This is a genomic window from Thalassobacterium sedimentorum (genome assembly GCF_031127905.1).
Taxonomy (GTDB): domain Bacteria; phylum Verrucomicrobiota; class Verrucomicrobiia; order Opitutales; family Coraliomargaritaceae; genus Thalassobacterium; species Thalassobacterium sedimentorum.
In genome coordinates this window covers 1-20,026 of record NZ_JARXIC010000050.1, presented here as the reverse complement: position 1 = coordinate 20,026, position 20,026 = coordinate 1, and the positions used below count along the sequence as shown (strand labels likewise).

The window sequence follows — 20,026 nt, the reverse complement described above, 5'->3', positions numbered from 1 at the left end:
GCAGACGCATCGGAATCCACGATAATGCCTCCGCTAAGATCCTGACTGCTGTTGTGTGAGATGAAATCAGACTGCCCAAGGAAGACACTACCAGGAAGCCCATAAGGAAATGGAATATCCCAGACTTCCACCTGAGTGGACGCACTAAAACCGTTTACAGATAATCGTAGCTCGTAGCTTCCTGCTTGTTCAAAAGTTATTTCTGGAGAAAGAGAATGAATATCGCTGAAAAGCAGCCCTGAAGGGCCTGAAATCTGTTCCCATCTGATACTAAGCTGCTCAGGCTGCGAATCATCAATGATGCGAGGATCCACTTGAAGCGCTGAAGGAAGAGCGATTACATATCTATCATCCAGCAGTATTTGCGAACTTTCAGTAATTGTTCCCCAATAATTCGCAAATAGCTTCAGAAAGTTTGAATCAGGATCGCGTGAGATGTCCTCACGATCCGTACTATGCTCAATACCATATGTATAGGGGGCACCGAGACGGTAGCTATGTTGAGTCCAATCCCACCCTTCAGCCTCAAATAAATCAAGGGCGTCTCGCAACCAAAAATAGGAGCTACTGTGAACTTCTCCTGCCTTAGTTGGAGCCCAACGAACACTTCCAAACTCACCAACATAGATTCGACACCCATGGGTCGCCTGAAATCGCCGGACAGGTTCAAGCTGACTCGATAGGTAAGCTTTATCAACCAACGTATCCACTTTAGTACTCCAACCTAGAGGAACGACTCCTGGATAAACGTAACCGGAAACACCGTCGTCACCAAATGGCCATTCATCACGAGTTCCCTGCTCCGAGAATTCATGCGGATCATAAAAATGAAAACTATAAATAGTATTTTCATCATCTGTCGGCACCAAAAAATCAAAGGTAGTAGCACTTGCGAAGCCAGCGGACTCAACAATGATAGTGTGATACGTATCATATTCTCGAATGGCAGCCGTTACCTCAGCAAAGGTTTGGTTCCACATATCATACCCTTCGATATTATTAGGCGGACAAGGCTCATTTAGAATATCATAGCCCGCAATGACTCCACGATGGTTCCGGTACCTTTTTGCAATACTACGCCAAATAGAACTAAGTTTATCTCGATTTTCCTGACTGCCCCAATCTGCAGCAGAGTGATTTCTCTCATAGAAATCACGAGTTCTATGCATATCAATTAACACCTTAATACTCTTTTTACGTGCATTGGCTAAAAGTGCATCAAGGATTTCCCATCCAAGATCACTAAAAGTCCATTCACCCTCGCTATTTAAAATTGGTTCGAATTGATCACCTAAAAGCTGGAGACGAAGGAGAGAAATTCGGTTTCCCCATGTATTAAGATTCGTAAAATCCCACTCCCCCAGCCAAGAACCACTATTAACCCCGCGATGAACCTTGGCGCCTACTAGACTTATTTCCCAGGAAAAATCGTCCGAATTAGCTAAAGCACTATTACGTAATGGTAAAAATGGGACAAGGGCTATAAGTAAATATTTAAGATAAATTTTCACGAATCAAATAAACAAAACTCAAGCCAATAAACTTCACATGCGCTAATTCCAATACTTACTAAATAGCTTTAAAAGGTCTGATTTGGGATCACGTAAATTAACCGCACGGTCAGTGCCATGCTCTATGGCGTATGCACCATTTTCGCTCAATCGATAAGCATGATAAGTCCAATCCCAGCTTTCAGCCTCAATTAGATCAAGCACATCTTTGAACCAAAAATATGTGCTATTATACACTTCGCCTGGTGCTGTAGGAGTCCAGCGAATGCAACCGAACTCACCGACATAGATCCTTGCATTATATTTATCCTGAAACTGACGAACAGGCTCAAGCTTACTCGAAATATACGCGGCATCAACGGTTGTATCGACTTTAGTATCCCAGCCTAACGGAATCACTCCTGGGTATTCATAGCCAGACACACCATCTCGACCAAACGGCCATTGCATGCGAGTACCTTGCTCGGAAAACTCATGAGGATCATATATATGAAAGCTATACACTGTATTACGATCCCCCGTCGGTACAAGATATTCGAAACAACGTGCACTCCCATAACCAGCTGACTCGACGATTATAGTATGATAATTATCAATTTCCCGAATTGCCTGAGTCACTTCACTGGCTGTCTGATTCCACATTTCATATCCACTAGCGGTATCAGGAGGGCAAGGTTCGTTTAAAATATCAAAACCTGCAATAACACCACGGCTATCGACATAGCGCCGCGCGATACTACGCCAAATAGAGCATAGTTTTTCACGATTCTCTTGACTACCCCAATCGTCTGCAGAATGAGCACGCGGGAAGTAATCGAACTGGCGATGTACATCGATAATCACATGTATGTTATTATCTCGAGCCCGGGATAAAAAAGTATCAATTGAAGACCAACTTTCATCGGTAAAAGTCCATTCTCCAGTAGCATCAAGTATCGGATTGAACTGATCTCCTACTAACTGAAGCCGAACGAGAGTAATTTTCTCCCCCCACCCTTTCAACACGGACAAATCCCATGAGCTCAACCATGTGCCACTGTTAGTACCACGATGTACCTCAGTTGCCTTTAAACCTTCACCCCACGAAAAAGACGTAGGTTTCCCAAAGGTGCAGTTAAACGTTAGGAGTAGTACTAAGACGACATTCAGTCGGCATTTAGAGAAGTACCTCATTGCTTTATTTATAATAATCATGGCAATAAAGAGCTCTAATCCCAATAGAGTTTAAACAGCTGAAGGTTATCAGAATTAGGATAACGTGAGTTATCTGTTGGATCTGAGCTATGCTCGATACTGTAAGCACCATTAGCACTCAAACGGTAAGCATGGTGTGTCCAATCCCACCCTTCGGCCTCAATTAGATTCAATACGTCCTCAAACCATATACTCGTACTATTGTAAACTTCACCTGCTGCAGTTGGAGTCCAGCGAATACAGCCAAATTCGCCCACGTAAATACGGGCATTGTAATCATCTTGAAACTGACGAACAGGTTCCAATTTATTCGATATGTATGCAGAATCGACGAGAGTATCTACTTTAGTAAACCAGCCAAGTGGTATGATTCCAGGGTAGACATAACCAGAAACTCCGTCATCCCCGAAAGGCCATTCGACACGTGTGCCTTGTTCAGAAAATTCATGAGGATCATATAAATGAAAACTGTAGACCGTGTTATTATCACCTGTGGGCACAAGATAATCAAAGCACCGAGCGCTGCCATAACCAGCCGACTCCACAATAATAGTATGATAGTCGTCGAACCTACGAATCGCATTGGTAACCTCAAGTGCTGTTTGATTCCACATATCATACCCACTCAAATTGTCTGGAGGACAAGGTTCATTAAGAATATCAAAGCCAGCAATAACACCACGACTATAGCGATAACGCTTTGCAATAGTAGTCCAAATAGAACAAAGTTTGTCACGATTTTGTTGGCTACCCCAATCCTCGGCTGAATGTCTTCTCGGAAAATAATCTCTTGTCTGGTGCATGTCGATTACTACCTTAAGGCCATGACTACGCGCGTTATTCAGAAAGGCATCAAGTGCCAGCCATCCTTCATTCGGAAATGTCCATTGCCCGTAAGGATCAAGAATAGGAATAAAATGGTCGCCCATCAACTGTAGACGTATAAGAGTCACATCACTGCCCCAACTCTTCACAACAGACATATCCCATGAACTCAGCCAAGACCCAGTGTTTACACCTCGATGAGGTGTAGCTCCAACACGTTCTCCCCACGAAAGGAAAGTTGGATTCGCTACAATACAAGAATGCGTGGAAAAGAGCAGAAGAACCACAAAGAACAGATTATTAAAGCGGGATTTCATTATATTCATCTTATAACGGGGGTTAGGGGTAAACACTGATCCCTTTCTGGAATCAGAAAAATGCTTATTGGCCTGGTGAGTAGAATCTTAGTCTTGTTCACCTTTAAAACGCCGATTCCACCAGACGGGAGTTCGCTGTGAAGTAAATGATGTTTCCATCGATTCTACATGACCATCAAGAAACAAGACGTTCGCTCGATTGCCTCCATCATGATGCTCTGATAGATTATAGACACCATACAGATTATTAGCACCATTCGTACCTATCACGCTGACTGCGGTCGAGCGTTCGCCAAGCATGACGAGCATGCTCGGATTCTCATCATTTTGGACTAAGCCATCATTTCGACATAAATATTGATTCACGGCATACGAACGCTTATCCCCATCCACGGTACGTTCCTTATCATCAGACGGACATGCAAATATTGAAACATCGAGACTACCACTATATTCCAATAACTCCTCAATCCAGCCGTCATAACTATACTCATTAGGCTTAGGAAACTTCCGGCCACTCTCATTCAAGTATAAATGCAATAAGCTCCCAATTTGCCTCATATTTGATATACACTTAACCTGATTTCCTCTTTCGATAGCAATTCGACTAACAGGGATCAAAATTGAAAGAAGAATCACTATGATAGCAATTACGACCAACAGTTCAATCAGAGTAAATCCATCGTTTTTCGTTTTTCTATAACTAAAGCACATAATACATTACTATTTATTAAAAATGCACATTAACTCGACTTTCCCCGACGGGGATAGGGATCTCTAACTGACGATTTCTCACAACAAAATCTACCGTTTTTCCATCAAGCATCACCGAAGAAACTGCGGCACCAACCTTTGCTTTAAGCAAGAAATCTTGCTCGGACTTAAATACCAACGAAGCTAAATTTCGATCATCGCTAAATTCAGCTGATACAATCCTCGCACGCCCCCAATCCCTTAAAACTAGAGGGTACTGCCTGCCTTCCAACATCGCATATAAAGCGGCATTTTCTTGGGCAATCGCGTTTTGAGGTGCCATCGCCCATGCTCCTTCCTGACTTTCCAATTCAGCTATAATGTCTTCTTTGGTTGCTCCTAAGAGATATCGGAAATATAAGTGTGCAGCAATATTCGCCGGGTGATTGTTTCTACTTCCCGGATGGTCTTTCCTCCAGTCAACCATCCGACTCTCAACCATTTCCCACTCAAACCACTCCCAGAAGTCATCACCTAATCCCCAACGGTGCAGATCATACAGCTCGGGGTATTGCCCAACCCATGACAGACTCAATGCAATTTCGCTAACAATTTTATCAGGGTCTCCGTGTTTAATGGTATGATAGTCTACACCGGGGAACTCTCCAAAGCCGACGCCAATATCTTCCCAATCATCTCGACTTTGCGCTGGGTTACGCCAATCGAGGCCAACCCAACGTATACAAGTGGTTACCGCAAAACGTGCGACTAGAAAACGTGCGTAGCTCGCTTCCTCCTCAAAACCAAGTTTCTCAGCCATCTGAGCATACGCAAGAACCCCCTCATAAGCGATTCCATCCATATCAATCGCCGAAGATGCACTGTGCTCACGAGCTCCCGAAGCCATTAAACACCAATCGTGCTCGAGAAGGAAATTTTCTACTGTTGCTTGAACAACAGGCCATTTGCTGCGTACATACTCCCAATCTCCACTGCACCGAGCATAGGCCCAAAGTGCGTATAAAGTCGCACCAACACCAGAGTTCACATCGCCGATTGTCATCGTTTGCTCCTCAACCCAGCCAAAAGCTACGGGATAAGTCGAAGCACTATATGGCTCCTTGCGAATATACCAAGTATGTGGAGCTAATCCAGAATCCAAGCGACTACGCCAAGTTTCAAGAAAATTGGATTTCTGAGAGGCATCCAACAATGGAAACGCTAGGCTCGAAGGTGCCCACATCCACCATGCCTGGAGATTATCACGAAACTTTAGCCTATTGGCATCACCTGCAACCAACTTTGAAATCTCAGCTCCTAAACTTGGAAATTTTCGCTTTGAACTATCTTCTGGAGCCAAATACATACTTGTTTCCATTGGAGGGATCGACAATCGGTAACTCACCTGCCCTCCAGGCATATATGCGTAAGGCCCGTATTTTGTTGGCCAGTTCAACTTCAGCAAATCATCATCTAATTCTACAGGATAATTCTGACCATCCGCAAAGCTCAAAAGTGGCGATACTGGCGCAATCTCCAATCCCGACTCACCCCATACATTTTCCCAGCCTAAATACTGGAACTTCTCCTCGATTTCAACATAACCCCCAGAATCTCGAAACCTTTGCGAGCACCCTATCGGATAAGCACGCAGTATGGATGCTAGATCTCGAACCAGTGCAACGTTCCCTTCAACCTGCGAAGTTTCGTCCAGACTAATCGGACGAAAACCACCAGGAAACGCGACCCCAACCCGACCCATTGCTTGCTCAAAGATAACCTCGAGTTCGCCATCCCGCAGTAACAGGGAGTCAACTTTCTCCTGCGGAGCGAAAAGCACTGGACTCTGTTCAGCGCCTGCCCAGCCAACGACAAACCAACCTTCCGACATCTCAGGGGAAATCGAAGCATCCCCTAAAGGTGTTACGACAATGCCGGAAGTTGAAGGATACGCCAAGTAACCTTCCCCGCGCTCGCCCTCATCTAATCGAATTGCCAACTTAGTATCTTCAGAATCGATTAGAAACCCAGGTGCTAATATACTACCCTGCACCGTTTGTGGTACTCGTCGCTCCTTAATTAGCTGTGGTGCCTTAGCCGCAAGGTCATCCTTCACTTCTGAAGTGTAATCATAATAGGCCATATGACTAATTGAAACCCAATCAGATCGAGTGCGCTCCCAATCTAAATAAGTCGCATCGCCACATTGTATGCTCCAGACATAAGAAGACTTCTCGCCTTGGGGATCTATAATCTGATTTGAAAAACCGCGCCCATTAAAGGAACCAGTAAGCAAACCATTATTCGGCAACCAACCGAAACGACCAAAGCCTTCTGTCGGAATTCCGTCCTGCCACCCCTCTTGGTCGACAGTGTAAACGCGGCGCGGTATCGTGTCCCAAGGAACCGTCATCGTAGCATCCTCCGTCAGAAGATACTTACAACCTAGAAGCTCGACATCTGCACCACCTGTTACGTCCTCGATAACAAATTGATTAAAGTTATAAGGCTCGATTGCCGAGGGCAGTCGACCATCCCAACGAATTGAATCCCAATTCACCGTCACCAAGTTTCGCCCAGCCTCAAGGTTTTGCAACACGATTTCAGCGGTGCGCTGACGACGAAATTGATACGCACGAACCCTTAGTTTCGGTGCAACAACATCAACAGGAGTTTGTAGCTCAAACTCAATACCTCGGCTATTTAGAGGTACTGGCCCAAACTCCTCTAAATCGACTTGAGCATACGCAGCTTTTGCCCCGAAGACCTTCAGCATACCGTGCTGATTATTACTTACCGAATCGACCGACTCGACAACTAATCGGATCTCTTCAACAAACATCGCCTCTCCCAAATGCAATATGTCTACAGAACCAAGAGCCTCCATCGGACTACTTGCCTCTGCTTTCAAATCAAACGCCCCTAAATTCTTACCATCTATGGAAACACGCACTCTCGCAGGAACCGCCCAATCCTTATACCCAATCCTAGGTATAGCCAGTCGATCCATTTCCTGAGCTTCCTTAAAGCTGATCACCAGTTCGGTGTCCATCAATGAGCTGAGTAAAGGACCCGAGCGCTCCTTCAGTGAAAGTACAGCAGATTCGTCTCCTTTCACCTCCTCAGTCCTTAATCTAACCTCCTTAATGATTTCAACCCCGAATGGATCAAGCTCAGCACTACGTACTGACATGTAAGGATCACGAGCGAAATTTTGTAACGTAGATAGTAACATTAGCAAAAAGAGAGCATAGAATTTCAACATATCTAAAAATATTTTATATTAAGAAAAATTATAAGGGACGCAAAACAAGCGCGTTCTTCCGAACGCAAGCATCAAGCAATTCATCAAGACTTGACTCGGCCAAACCAATACAAGTATCCGCTGCACCGTAATAAATTTTCACTGAATTATCCGGTTCAACAATCGCGTTGCATGTGAAAACCACATTAGGCACGCGTCCAGTCAGTTCGTATAGATGCTCAGGCCACAGCACCGCATCTTCTCCACGTGCAATTACTATTGATGGATCTTCCAAGTCTAACAGACAAACGCCTAAGCGATAGATCAAACCAGCTCCAGTATTCGTCACACCGTGATAAATATTCAGCCATCCTTTCTCTGTTTTAATTGGTACGCAACCAGCCCCGACCTTAAGGTTATCCCAAAGTCCAGCACGAGGCCCCATCACTTCCTTAGAGCACCCCCAGTGAATCAAATCAGGAGAATAGCTAATCCAAATACCGCACGCATCATTCGGATCACCAAAAGGACGATCGAGTCGCACATACTTTCCATTGATCTTTTCAGGAAAGATCACGCCATTACGATTACCCTGCTCACTAACAATGCCAATTCGCTCAAACTCCCTAAAATCCCAGGTCCGCACAATACCCAACCTGCACCCCGTTTTCTCACTACTGCTAGCATACATTAAAAGATAAGCACCTGGATTATCGGGATCCGGAGTAACCCTCGGATCATACACACAATCCTCCGAATGCGTATGATCAGCCGCAGGCCAATCCAAAGGCTCTGGGTCAACTTTCCAGTCAACTCCGTCACGACTACGAGCTAGCCAAAATACCACTGGCTGAGCCAACGTAGCGACATCCATTACCATGAGATATTCGTCTCCTACCTTAATCGCGCCAGGATTAAAAGCGTACATTATACTACATGGAAAATCAGATGGTTCAATCACCGGATTCGTCGGATTTTTTCTAAAACAAAATGGATTCATAAATTTAATATACCCAAAAGCCCGAAGCGCATTAACACCAACCAGTCCCCACCATTGAGAAATCAGGAATTAAGAAGTTAATATAAAGATACCTTCTAAGTCACTTAGAAGGCCGGGGATTTGAGGTATTTTTAGATGTTTAATAAAAGCAGAAACCCAAGTGAAACTTATTTCATAATTGTTTCAAGCAAAAACTTTAAATTTTCATGCTGAAACAAAACAGACTATACTAGGAACGAGTGCCCACCAAAGAACACTCCCACAGAGATTATACAGACTTCGAATAGAGTCATGAATGACGGATCAATACGCAGATTCAGAACTTGACCCGAGTCGTAAAGTGAAACTGTTTCATCATATGACTACAATATACGACATTGCAAAAGCGGCAAACTCATCTACCGCGTCAGTCTCAAGAGTTATGAACGGCAAAGCTGGCGTAAAACCAGAAACCGCAGCGCGCATCCACAAGGCAATGGGAGACCTGAATTTCCAACCACGCTGGCGCGTCATGGAACAAAACCGACTCGTCGTTCTAATCCCCAACTACAAACGCGCACTAGAGAGTAGCTATATTGCACGCATACTAAGCGGCATAACAGACACCGCGTTCAAGATGGGTTACAACATCCAACTACGCCCATTCAACACCAAGAACTGCAACCCTAAGCACCTAAGACAAATGCTGATACAAGAGGCTGCAGCAGGCTGCTTAATTATATCACTCAACGAAAACTACTTCCCTTCAGCCGACATCGATTTAACTAGTCTACCACATGTCATCGTAGGCCACAAACAAAAGGACAATGGCATTAACCAAATTTTCATCGACGACTTCAAAGCTGGATACGATGCTACAAAATACCTAATTGACATCGGACACCAGCAAATAGGCATCGTTTCCTTCAGCCAAATCGACATCGGCCACAAGGCGCGCTGCAATGGATTCCGCAAAGCATTACAAGAAGCAAAACTTGATACTAACGAATCCATAGAACTGGACGACGCAAGCATCGACGCTGGACGATCCGCAGCACGGCACCTATTCAATTTACAGAAACACCCCACAGCATTAGTCATTACCAACGAAGACCTCGCAATTGGTTTTCAACTAGAAGCAAAAACAATGGGCATTACAGTCCCCAACGACATTTCGATTGTCACGTTTGAGGAAAGCGATCTGCCATCACTACTAGATACACCAATGACAGCAATGCGCACTCCCTCTTACAGCATGGGAATTGCAGCAACGCGTACCCTAGAGGAGCAAATAGAAAATTCAAAAAAAGACAAACAAGCTGGACCAATCGAATCACTCTCCGAGAGCATAACAATCCCACTCGTCGTTCGTAAGTCCACCCAAAAACTCAAGCAAATTAAAATCTAACCTATTCTGCGAAAAAATCTGAATAACAAAGAAACTCTTTGACTAATCCGAATTGTCCGAGATTAAGCCGAATCTCGGACAACCAAGTCAGCATCATACTTCAAACACTTCGCGACCGAGGTCACCTCTCCGCGCACTCGCCCAATCATAAGCTCCGCAAGCTCGGCAGCAATTCTAACCTGGGGCTGGTGCATCGTCGTCAAGGATGGCGTTATCACTTCCGCCAAGTCGATCCCATCGAACCCGACAACAGCAACATCATCCGGCACCCGAAGACAAAGTCGCTCAAATGCCTTAAGTGCGGAAATCGCAATCATATCATTGCCCGCAATGAATGCACTGGGCCGCTCCCCCAACCTCAAAGGAGCCATCATATTAGTTACATGCGCAACGACTTCCGATAAACTACCGTTCGTAAAAACTGAACAAGACCCCACAGCAGAATCTCCGAACTTCCGCAAAGCATTAAGGTAGCCCCGGTACCGCTGCTGCATAGCATAACTCCCCTCTAAGCCTCCAATAAATCCTATCCGCCGATGCCCCTTCGATATTAAATAACCAACAGCCTTCATGACGGCCGCTTCATTATTAATTTGAACACGATCAGCCCCAACGAGCCTCTCCCGGACCTCACCAGCTAACACAACAGGCTTCCCCGACTTGATCAATTGCTGGCAAACTTTCAAACTCTCCCGCCCGACTGGATGCTCTGACGCGTTAAGCATCACTCCATCGACACGATAGCTCTGCAAGGTCCTCAAGGCCCGAGCTTCCCCTTCCGGATCGCCAAAACTAGAAGCCAGTAATATAGAGAACCCTCGCTCCAAGCAAGCGTCGTGCATGGACTGCACCACTTTTCCGTAAAAAGGATTGTTTACATCTGGCACAATGACCCCAATCACCGACGAAGAACCTCTGCGCAAATTCGCAGCCTGCTGATTCCGAACGTATCCCAGCTCTTTAGCAGCCTCCAAAACCTTGTCTCGATTTTTCGAACGCGACGACTCCCCAGCCAGAATTCGCGCCACCGTCTTAGGTGAGACCCCAGCCAACTCAGCAACTTTATAGATATTACTCATGATTACTCATAGTAATAGGCAAAGCATAGCGCTGATGAAAGTTTTACTTTACAATAAGCTCAAATACGGATCAACAAGCGACGAAAACTCCAGAGAGCCATTGATCATTATTATTTCGGTCACTAACCCCAACAACCCATTCAATTTCAGCACGAGGTTCAGGAACCTTTACTACAGCCACCACAGTGTGCATCCCCTCACACAGCTCTACATCAACCGCCTGGTTCCGAGGAACGCGATGAGGCGACGGCGCCATACGCCCACACTCACGAGCAAAGGCAAATTCACCGTCGAGAAACACCCGACAATCCTCATGCGTATTAAACATCACGCGCACATACATTGGCTTAGCCAAGCTAAAGGTGTATTCCACAAAAATAGCATTCTGCTCAATTGAAATCGTATCATACTTCACCCAAGTACCAGCAAACTTAACCTTACGCATCTCAGGCAACCCCAAATGCATCGTCTGTGCAAACTGCCAGCCATGCCCAAACCATGGCACGTCTGCAGATCCAATGCGAGCCTCCACACATAAACCAGCAGGCACCATATCTGACTGTGAACATTCCGGCATTTTCCCCGCGAGACGAAAGCGCAGATCAGCAATTAAATCAGTAAAGTCATCCAATGTCGCTGGAGGTGTAATACCTACAATTTCAGGGCTCAAAACTAAGTCACGCCCTATTGGCTTCAGCCATTCATCACCAATCGAATCCGGAGCCATGATACCAAGCAATGCGCCCACAGTCGCCGCAGTGCAATCAGTATCTTTCCCACAATTTACAGCAGTACAAATACTACGACTAAAATCGCCATCACCGTCCAATAATGCCAGAAGTGTGAATGCCAAATTTTCAGTCACATTTGTAAAATTTTCGTGCCCATATTTCTCCAAGATCCGCAGTCGCACCTCCTTCCAATCATGACTGACATCCCACCACTCTTGCGTATCCTCAAGCGCAAATCGGATTTCAGAACCTTCTGGGATATACTCAAATCCAACATCAATCACTTTATACAAATCAGACTCCACAAAAGCCGCACTCTGAAGCGCAGCCAGCCAGACCTCCGCCCAAAGTCCCTCTTTCGCATGGTCCAAACAAGCGTCTTCACGTGCGTAAGCCGCAGCTAGTGCAGGATCCCCAGGAGCCAAGCAGGCCCACAACTCACTACGAATAGCTGCCCCCATTCCATTGAGAAACCAGTTATCAAAAGAACCCGTAAGCGGCGGCAGCAAGCCATCCGCTAGATTACGTTTGCAACAGCCATATTCATCCCAAGGAAAATCAATATGATCCCTCCATCCTTGGATAAAAAGTGACGGCGTCACTCTCGGCTCATTCTGCTGGTACAACAAACAAGCCCAAAGAACTTGGAGGTCCAAATCATCATTCGCCACCATTGCCTCCGGAACCGGATCATAAAAAGTAAGATTAAGAGGCCCAGCATACCCCTCATAAGGCATTCCAAGTGTACCACCAACGGCCTTACCTAGCCAGCAGCCAATCATCTTTTCCCGGTAGCGATCAATGCTCATCAATACTTTTTGCGTCATATCAAAACAATCATCCAGATACTACTCGTAAAAATCAAGCAAAAATGACATCGATGTCAATTTTGTTGACATAACGCAAACTGAATGCCAACCCTGCAACAGCAAAAAATATATCACACGAATCGCGGCTCCAATAGACCCGAAAAACATCATACTGAAATCAACAATAAATAAGCTAAATCAGTATCACATGAAAACTCCTCACGTTCAAAAAAAAGCGAAGCACCTCAACTCCTCATGCAAGGGTTTCGCCTTAGTCATAGCCCTAGGCTTGATGGCTTTCGTTTTACTACTTCTCTTAACCATCACAACAAAAATCCAAGTTGAAACATCGATTGGCGACACCACAAAATTCAAGCTATCGGCGCGCCAGAACGCAAAACTTGCACTGCTTGTGGCAATTGGTGAACTACAAAAATACGCCGGCCCCGACCAGCGCATCTCTGCCTCGGTAGGTCTCCTCGATACCACACCGAGCACATTAAACATCGACGGCTACACGAACGTTCAGAACTGGACGGGAATCTGGGATGCAACTTACCCCACTGACAACGGAAAAGACCCAATTAGCATTAGGGCTTCGGGAAATACTGACCTTAACGCGTATTTAGACATAAGCAATCGAAGCAGCAACCGCCTTCTAAAACTACTAGTTTCTGGAAACCAGGAATTAGACGCCGCAAGCTCCTACACTCCCGATTCCAGAAACGATGCTCTACTCCTCAGCAATGACACAGATACAACAAAGAATGTCTACGCTCCAAAAGTCACGATCGGCGAAAGTAAGGCAGGTAAATATTCCTACTGGGTGGCCGACGAAGGGGCCAAAGCCAAGTTCAATATCCGAGATACTCACTTGAAAGATGGCAACAACAACGAGCGCCGTTACTCATTTCAAACAGCACAACGAAGCGGCATAGAACACATAAAAGCGCTCAATAACAAGAGCTTCCCAACAAATGACACCAGACTAGAAAAGCTTTGGTCCAACAACCAGCTGTCCGCGCTACTGGACGATGCGACAATTGCCAAGAACAGCTTCCACGACCTGACTGCCTATAGCATTAGACTACTCACTGACACTAAACACGGCGGTCTAAAAAAGGATTTAACTTGGTTTTTAGAACAACCAGCAAAAGACCTAATCCCGACAAGCCTTCAGGATTTCTCATTTTATAATACCACACCCTTTTTTAACATTGTTGAGCCACGCATCGCTGATTTCCCACAAGCAAATAACGCTTTTTGCGAACCTGGACCTACATGGAAAAAGCTACGCTCGTTCTACCAACTCAAAGACAACTACGCAAACGGAATGCTTCCACGTCCACACGACGATATTACTTATGGCATAGGGCCTATTGCCATTCGCAGTATCCTCGGAGTAACCCCAGAAATAATCGAAAAAGCGGCAGAAACCGACCTTTATTTCCGCGCTCACTTAGACTTCCAAGTCATTTTATGGAACCCATATAACGTTCCACTGGCCCCACATGCTTACGAAATCGAATTCATGCATGCAGGAGCTGGAACAGTGCTTTATCCGGAATTCGTTTTTGATCAAAATGTAACCGGGAATAGCAGTGACGCCCCCCTCCGACACTCCGGAGGGCGCAACTTCGCTTATTACCCCAATAGCCGTGTCGCCCAACACGGAGATAAAAACACAAAAGGAGCCCTGTCAGAAGCCATAGATGGAGTCCTTCAACATCCAAACATGTCTACTTTCCGAGACGAAGCAGGTGCTGAATTGACTGGTGTAATTTTCACGACACCTACAATCGCATTAGCTCCTGGGCAAGTCATATTACTTTCTATCGATAATAACAATGATGAACCCTATGTAGAGGGATACGAACTAACCGAAGGAGCAAACGGCGGCTCAGTCTATTTAGACTACCCAACCCCTCTACCCACCATAGTTAGTGAAGGCGTAACTCAAATCGATGCGACAACTGGAACAGTTCAAAGACATTACCCCAAATTTAAATGGCGCCAATGGAGGTCATGGGGTAACCAGGACCTGGCCCTAGGTAACGAATTTAACAACTCTAGCATAGACATTGGCAGTCATACCCCTGCAGGAGAAGTTCGTAGTTTCGGCCTACGCGAACCATTAGCTGCGGGAGACAGCCGTGACCTAAAAGATAATGCCAATGACCTAATTTTAAAAAATCGCTTCCCCTACTACTCTAGACTATACCGTGAGAACTACAGCAACGCTACAACTAACAGCACATGGGACTTAATTCAGCGAACATCTGGAGAGATCGCTCGAGATGGAGGAGGCAATACGCGCATTTTAAATTCCGACTGGAACAGCGGGCCAAATTTCAACGCTAAATTTGAATATGGAGCCAGCATGTACTCCTTTGATAACGGCCCAACAAGCAATGGATATGGGACGCCACCTCCGTTTATACTACGCAATCCGATCGCAATAGACTCACGTCGCGACGGCATAGAAGAAAGCGCTTTTAGTGGTGGATACGCCTACACCTGTATAGGATGGACCTCCGCGCCTAAACACAATAATTACGGCAGTTCGACATCAATAGATAGCGACGGCTCTGGAAATGCCTACTTCGGGAACTCATACAGCGCTTCAGGGAGCACCCACGTACCGCTGGCCGACGTACCGAATAAAGAAGAACCCATTCTATCATTGGGTTTCTTCCAACACGCGAATCTCTACCGATTCGATACCGCCCCGGCATTCCAGATCGGCAACTCCTTTGCAGAAACACGTCTAAAGGCAGCAACCGAGCTAGTACGCAATTCACCATATGGCGACAGTGATCATGAATATAATATGCGCCCCGAAACTCAATCTATAATCGATTCAACCTACCTACTGAACGATGCGCTGTGGGACCGTTTTTTCCTATCTACTTATAATGATCCAGCAAATATTAACGTCGCTAGCTTCACAGCCCCCAATGCACGTATAGCACGAGCATCCCCCAAAGAATCTATTTCAAATCAAGCCATTAACAACTTCTTCGATATCGCTGCCGCCCATCTCACGGTCAATGGAGCCTTCAATGTTAATTCAATCTCCGTCGATGCCTGGAAAGCTACCTTAGGTAGTCTAAGCGACCTTAACATAGACCCGAAAACTGGCAACTTAGACACGACTCTCGATCGCGTCGTTTCCCACTTCAGCTCACCTGAAAATCTATCAAACGATTTGGCAAAAAATGACCTCTGGGCTGGATTTCGCTCACTTACCGAGCAGCAACTCACAGCTTTAGCTGAGGCGATGGTGGAACAAGTCAAGATCCGAGGCCCATTCCTCTCCATGGCAGAATTCGTAAACAGACGACTAGACAATAGCAAAACCGGCTACCGTGGAGCTCTACAGGCTGCAATCGACTCACTCGACTACAAGAGAGATCACAACAATCAACTTTCCACTGCGGCCACCTCTATAAACTACAATGCCGCGATGACCTTCGGAGGTGAATCTAATATTACATCCGATGGTAACACACCTGGCGGCCTACCACCCACTTTCCCGATTGCAGAAGCTGCGCGGGCCCATTATTACACAGGTATGCCGGGCTGGGTCACACAAGGAGATATTCTCCAACATCTGGCCCCCATATTGACAGTTCGCTCGGACACCTTTCGCATTCGAGCTTACGGCGAGAGCATAGACCCATTAACCAACACGGCACAATCCAGAGCATGGTGCGAAGCGATTGTTCAACGTATCGCCGAACCGGTGAGTCCACTCACGACAAACTCCGACTCACCCAGCGATTATCAACCAAACGACGCCTTCGGAAGAAAATTTAAAATAATCTCACTAAATTGGCTTAGTTCCGAAGAAATCTAATGTATCCTAAATTCACATACTCTCACTTACTACGCAACACAGCGGCCCTATGGCTACTGATTCTAATAACTTGCAGTCCAGCTCACGCTCAAGAATCCACAATAAATTGTCGTTTCCGCATACTTGGCTGGGAAAATGTGCCTCATGAACTCTACCTAAATTTCAACTCTGACTATAAGAAAATCGAAATAGGTAGGAATCATCTTTCCGATTATTATGCGTACCGAGGCACACGTACGCTCACGTTTTACAGCGAAATCCCCACAATCGATGTAAATGCACCACAGACACCTCCTGTTGCCACGTTAAACTTAACTAAAACCAATCAAGATTACATTCTATTAGTTCTACCTCAAAACGGGAAAAAGGGCTTTAGAATACTATCAATAGAAGATAACACCACGGCCTTACCTTACGGCTCATTGACACTGGTCAATGTCACACCAGCCATTTTAGGCGTCATACTCAGCGAAACAAACTCGCAAGTCCCCCCCTTGGATCAAGTCATTGTACCTCTCCCCAAGCCAGAGTCCCCCGAACGACGTCGTCAGAAAATTCCTTTTCAAGTCTACTGGAAAAGCCCTGAGGGCTGGGAAATACTACGGTCAGCAACCATCTTCGTGCCGGCCAGATCAAACAAGTTTCTGTTCTTTCACAAACCAGTCTGGCAAGATGGCATGAACACTTACGTCAATGATCCTATCCAATGGACCATTCTCAGTCGTTGACTGAACAATAAAGATCCCCTCTTCAATACGCAATGACATCGATGTCATAATGTGTTAAACTGAAAAAAATCGACCATACATTCCCCCGCAACCCACAATGATATCTCGTCGCGTCAAAGCATTCTTTCAGAAATTCAAATCAGAGGTTCCCGAAATTGACCGCGTTCCTTTTTGGCAAAAAGTAGCCTACGGCCTAGGCGGCCCCGTTGAAGGCACGTCCAACTGGATCCCCATCCAGAACCTAACCCCGGTTTTTAACATCGGCCTTGGCTTAAGTCCAGCGCTACTCGGGTTAGTCACAATGCTCTGGCGTGGATGGGATGCGTTTAGCGACCCAATAATGGGCAATATCTCTGATAATGCCCGCACGAAATGGGGCAGACGTCGTCCCTTCATTGTTATCGGAGCCATACTCGCTGGCTTAACTATGCCTTTGATGTGGTGGGCTCCAAGAGAGATGAGCGAGTTGCAGACGTTTAGCTGGTTATTGTTTAGCGGGATTATCTTCTACACATGCTTCACCGTATGGTCGATGCCCTACTACAGTCTCCATCTGGAGATGAGTCCAGACTACGATGAGCGGACCAACATTACTGCCTACCGAACTTTTCCACAGCAAATACTTTCTGCACTCTCAGGATGGATCCTTGCCGCCGCTTCACTTTCAGTATTCAGTACCTCCCCCGATGGTGGTCCGGATCTCGTCAACGGCATGCGCTACATCAGCATCGGTCTAGCAATAATCACTATTGGACTCGGAGTGCTCCCTGGTATATTCGTCAAAGAACGCTACTATGCCAAAGAAACGAGTAAACAAGCTAAACAAAAGCTACTCCCCTCACTAAAACAAACCTTAAAAACAAAGCCATTTCTACTCATCGTAGGAATAGTCTTCACTAACATGTTCGGTTTCGGGCTGGTTGGCACACTTGGATTTTATGTGAGTGCCTATTATGTATGCCAAGGTGATATCAAACTCGCAGCGACCATTGCAGGTGTAAAAACAACACTACTCTTCATACCCAACCTAATTTCCATTCCAGTTTGTACACGACTGGCAACTCGTTATGGAAAAAAATTCGTGCTGTATCTGGTTGCATTCTCAGGGCTCATAGGAAACATCTCAATCTTCTTTTGCTACACACCCGAGCATCCATGGCTACAATTGATTCCGCCCCTCCTCATCGGACCGATCAGTATAGGGCTATGGCTGATCGTCCCAGCAATGCAAGCCGACGTCGCTGACTACGATGAACTCAAAACTGGCGTACGCCGTGAAGGCAGCTTCTCCGCCGTTTTCTCATGGACGACGAAAGTATCTGGAACTATCACAACTGGCATCGGAGGGATGTTATTAGTATGGACTGGCTTTAATATAGATTTCGGAGCGGCGCAGCCACCAGAGGTACTCGAGAACTTGAGGAATTGCTATGCCCTAATTCCAATCGCTTTCATCATGATAAATCTAATCTTAATTTCATGCTATAGTCTAAGTCGCAACCGTATGGCCGAAATCCGTACTAAACTCGAAGCGCGTCGAGGTGCGCTATAAAAATCCCAAGCCTCCCATCTCGCGAGACAAATGCCACCACGTAAAGCATCTGCTCTTATTTATTCAAGCGCACAAAGTTCGGAAACTTCGAATGGGGCGAAGGCTTCGGTCTCCGTATTGGCATTATACACATGGACTATACAACATTGAAGCGCACGCCGAAGTTCAGCGCCTACTGGTATTCTAATGTCATCAAGCAAAACGCACTCTATCCATTCCCGACAGAAGATCCACAGTCCAATTTCCAGCAAGACGCACTGCAAGCGTCCGTTTCTTAGGCTCGAAGAATTCTGGCTGCGTGAACTAAGCCGCGCTACCGCGCGGGGGGATCGATTCAACAGTTGTCAATCGCTAGGCATTGGGTTATTCTGACAACCTATGTCTACACAAAAAAAATACCAATAGTCGGGCACGCTATGTGCGTGCATTAAAGCTGCGCCGTTATTCGAAGCGCACCATCAAGAGCTACGTCGACTGGATGTATGATCTGGCGCGTTATTACATGCGAGCTACCTCGGAGCTTTCGCGTGATGAGTTACAAGCCTACCTGTATCATCTGGCATATGAGCGCAATCTCTCAGCCTGGCTGGCCAATCACTTGTAGAAAGTCGAACTGATCGAAATCACTCCATCAACACGCCTCAGGCGGCTCCGACTCGGGTCGATTTCCTTGCATTATTTCGATCATTTCGATCACGGGTTCTGATGATTCTGCTATCCGGCCAGTCGTCCCTCCTCTCCGTTTTCTCGATGATAATAGTTTAACAGCCCTCCAAGCCGTTCAAATTTTACAACTGAACCGCTTCTGCCCTTTGTTTCAGAGGCATACGGAAACGGTATCATATTATCCAAACCTCGGTGGTTACGCTCGTGATGATAGTGCTCAACATACTCATTGATCGCCTTCCTCAGCGAGCGCTCGCCGAAGAATATCATCCGGTCAAGGCACTCCTCTTTCAGGCTTTTCACGAAGCGCTCAGCATAGCCGTTCTGCTCAGGTCCCGCGACGCGGGTCTTGATGACCTTCACTCCTGAAGTTTCCAAAGTCTCGCAAAATTCATTCGTGAACAGCGGATCGTTGTCGCAGACGAAGTATT

15 protein-coding genes and 1 pseudogene are annotated in these 20,026 nt (G+C 46.0%); 6 read left to right on the top strand and 10 right to left on the bottom strand.

Annotated features, from left to right (window positions below):
- The 7 genes and pseudogenes from QEH59_RS17160 to QEH59_RS17135 all read right to left on the bottom strand — a co-directional run.
- Nucleotides 1-1,511: glycoside hydrolase family 5 protein (locus QEH59_RS17160; RefSeq protein ID WP_308986611.1), on the bottom strand; the 1,511-nt coding region annotated here is incomplete at its 3' end.
- A gap of 42 nt (nucleotides 1,512-1,553) precedes the next feature.
- Nucleotides 1,554-2,684, bottom strand: coding sequence for a glycoside hydrolase family 5 protein (locus QEH59_RS17155; RefSeq protein WP_308986613.1), 1,131 nt, complete (start codon nucleotides 2,682-2,684; stop codon nucleotides 1,554-1,556).
- A 35-nt stretch (nucleotides 2,685-2,719) separates the two neighbouring features.
- Nucleotides 2,720-3,847: a glycoside hydrolase family 5 protein gene (locus tag QEH59_RS17150; protein ID WP_308986610.1), complete on the bottom strand. Its 1,128-nt coding sequence runs from the start codon at nucleotides 3,845-3,847 to the stop codon at nucleotides 2,720-2,722.
- Between the two features lie 87 nt (nucleotides 3,848-3,934).
- The gene (locus QEH59_RS17145; RefSeq protein WP_308986609.1) at nucleotides 3,935-4,408 is read right to left on the bottom strand and encodes a hypothetical protein; all 474 of its coding nucleotides are present in this window, start codon (nucleotides 4,406-4,408) and stop codon (nucleotides 3,935-3,937) included.
- A gap of 60 nt (nucleotides 4,409-4,468) precedes the next feature.
- Nucleotides 4,469-4,561: pseudogene (locus QEH59_RS19070) on the bottom strand (type II secretion system protein); the annotation flags it as partial.
- 16 nt (nucleotides 4,562-4,577) lie between these two features.
- Complete coding sequence (locus QEH59_RS17140; protein ID WP_308986608.1) at nucleotides 4,578-7,775, bottom strand: hypothetical protein; 3,198 nt, start codon at nucleotides 7,773-7,775, stop codon at nucleotides 4,578-4,580.
- A 58-nt stretch (nucleotides 7,776-7,833) separates the two neighbouring features.
- Nucleotides 7,834-8,784: a glycoside hydrolase family 130 protein gene (locus QEH59_RS17135; RefSeq protein WP_308986607.1), complete on the bottom strand. Its 951-nt coding sequence runs from the start codon at nucleotides 8,782-8,784 to the stop codon at nucleotides 7,834-7,836.
- Between the two features lie 358 nt (nucleotides 8,785-9,142).
- Here QEH59_RS17135 and QEH59_RS17130 point away from each other — a divergent pair, with 358 nt between their 5' ends.
- Nucleotides 9,143-10,171: a LacI family DNA-binding transcriptional regulator gene (locus tag QEH59_RS17130; protein WP_308986606.1), complete on the top strand. Its 1,029-nt coding sequence runs from the start codon at nucleotides 9,143-9,145 to the stop codon at nucleotides 10,169-10,171.
- Between the two features lie 62 nt (nucleotides 10,172-10,233).
- Here QEH59_RS17130 and QEH59_RS17125 read toward each other — a convergent pair whose 3' ends face one another.
- Together QEH59_RS17125 and QEH59_RS17120 are read right to left on the bottom strand one after the other, a co-directional pair.
- Nucleotides 10,234-11,250, bottom strand: coding sequence for a LacI family DNA-binding transcriptional regulator (locus QEH59_RS17125; RefSeq protein WP_308986605.1), 1,017 nt, complete (start codon nucleotides 11,248-11,250; stop codon nucleotides 10,234-10,236).
- Nucleotides 11,251-11,320: 70 nt separating this feature from the next.
- On the bottom strand, nucleotides 11,321-12,808 hold the full coding sequence (locus tag QEH59_RS17120) for an ADP-ribosylglycohydrolase family protein (protein ID WP_308986604.1): 1,488 nt from the start codon (nucleotides 12,806-12,808) through the stop codon (nucleotides 11,321-11,323).
- 190 nt (nucleotides 12,809-12,998) lie between these two features.
- On the opposite strand from QEH59_RS17120, the gene QEH59_RS17115 reads away from it, so the two are divergent.
- The 5 genes from QEH59_RS17115 to QEH59_RS17095 all read left to right on the top strand — a co-directional run bounded on the left by QEH59_RS17115 (nucleotide 12,999) and on the right by QEH59_RS17095 (nucleotide 19,533).
- Complete coding sequence (locus tag QEH59_RS17115) at nucleotides 12,999-16,649, top strand: hypothetical protein (RefSeq protein WP_308986603.1); 3,651 nt, start codon at nucleotides 12,999-13,001, stop codon at nucleotides 16,647-16,649.
- Nucleotides 16,649-17,377, top strand: coding sequence for a hypothetical protein (locus tag QEH59_RS17110; protein ID WP_308986602.1), 729 nt, complete (start codon nucleotides 16,649-16,651; stop codon nucleotides 17,375-17,377). Before QEH59_RS17115 ends, QEH59_RS17110 begins: the two co-directional genes overlap by 1 nt.
- Nucleotides 17,378-17,474: 97 nt before the next feature.
- On the top strand, nucleotides 17,475-18,929 hold the full coding sequence (locus tag QEH59_RS17105) for an MFS transporter (protein WP_308986601.1): 1,455 nt from the start codon (nucleotides 17,475-17,477) through the stop codon (nucleotides 18,927-18,929).
- A gap of 47 nt (nucleotides 18,930-18,976) precedes the next feature.
- Nucleotides 18,977-19,207: a family 1 glycosylhydrolase gene (locus tag QEH59_RS17100; RefSeq protein WP_308986612.1), complete on the top strand. Its 231-nt coding sequence runs from the start codon at nucleotides 18,977-18,979 to the stop codon at nucleotides 19,205-19,207.
- Nucleotides 19,208-19,287: 80 nt separating this feature from the next.
- Entirely contained in the window at nucleotides 19,288-19,533 is a 246-nt protein-coding gene (locus QEH59_RS17095; protein WP_308986600.1) for a phage integrase N-terminal SAM-like domain-containing protein, read from the top strand.
- A gap of 110 nt (nucleotides 19,534-19,643) precedes the next feature.
- Here QEH59_RS17095 and QEH59_RS17090 read toward each other — a convergent pair.
- On the bottom strand, nucleotides 19,644-20,026 hold a 383-nt coding region (locus QEH59_RS17090), incomplete at its 5' end, for an integrase core domain-containing protein (RefSeq protein ID WP_308986599.1).

What these genes read in the sequence shown, in the direction of transcription:
- QEH59_RS17135 (WP_308986607.1), bottom strand. Translation starts at nt 8,784, where the DNA reads ATGAATCCATTTTGTTTTAGAAAAAATCCGACGAATCCGGTGATTGAA.
- QEH59_RS17110 (WP_308986602.1), top strand. Translation starts at nt 16,649, where the DNA reads ATGTATCCTAAATTCACATACTCTCACTTACTACGCAACACAGCGGCC.
- QEH59_RS17120 (WP_308986604.1), bottom strand. Translation starts at nt 12,808, where the DNA reads ATGACGCAAAAAGTATTGATGAGCATTGATCGCTACCGGGAAAAGATG.
- QEH59_RS17155 (WP_308986613.1), bottom strand. Translation starts at nt 2,684, where the DNA reads ATGAGGTACTTCTCTAAATGCCGACTGAATGTCGTCTTAGTACTACTC.
- QEH59_RS17130 (WP_308986606.1), top strand. Translation starts at nt 9,143, where the DNA reads ATGACTACAATATACGACATTGCAAAAGCGGCAAACTCATCTACCGCG.
- QEH59_RS17105 (WP_308986601.1), top strand. Translation starts at nt 17,475, where the DNA reads ATGATATCTCGTCGCGTCAAAGCATTCTTTCAGAAATTCAAATCAGAG.
- QEH59_RS17115 (WP_308986603.1), top strand. Translation starts at nt 12,999, where the DNA reads ATGAAAACTCCTCACGTTCAAAAAAAAGCGAAGCACCTCAACTCCTCA.
- QEH59_RS17150 (WP_308986610.1), bottom strand. Translation starts at nt 3,847, where the DNA reads ATGAAATCCCGCTTTAATAATCTGTTCTTTGTGGTTCTTCTGCTCTTT.
- QEH59_RS17125 (WP_308986605.1), bottom strand. Translation starts at nt 11,250, where the DNA reads ATGAGTAATATCTATAAAGTTGCTGAGTTGGCTGGGGTCTCACCTAAG.
- QEH59_RS17145 (WP_308986609.1), bottom strand. Translation starts at nt 4,408, where the DNA reads ATGAGGCAAATTGGGAGCTTATTGCATTTATACTTGAATGAGAGTGGC.
- QEH59_RS17140 (WP_308986608.1), bottom strand. Translation starts at nt 7,775, where the DNA reads ATGTTACTATCTACGTTACAAAATTTCGCTCGTGATCCTTACATGTCA.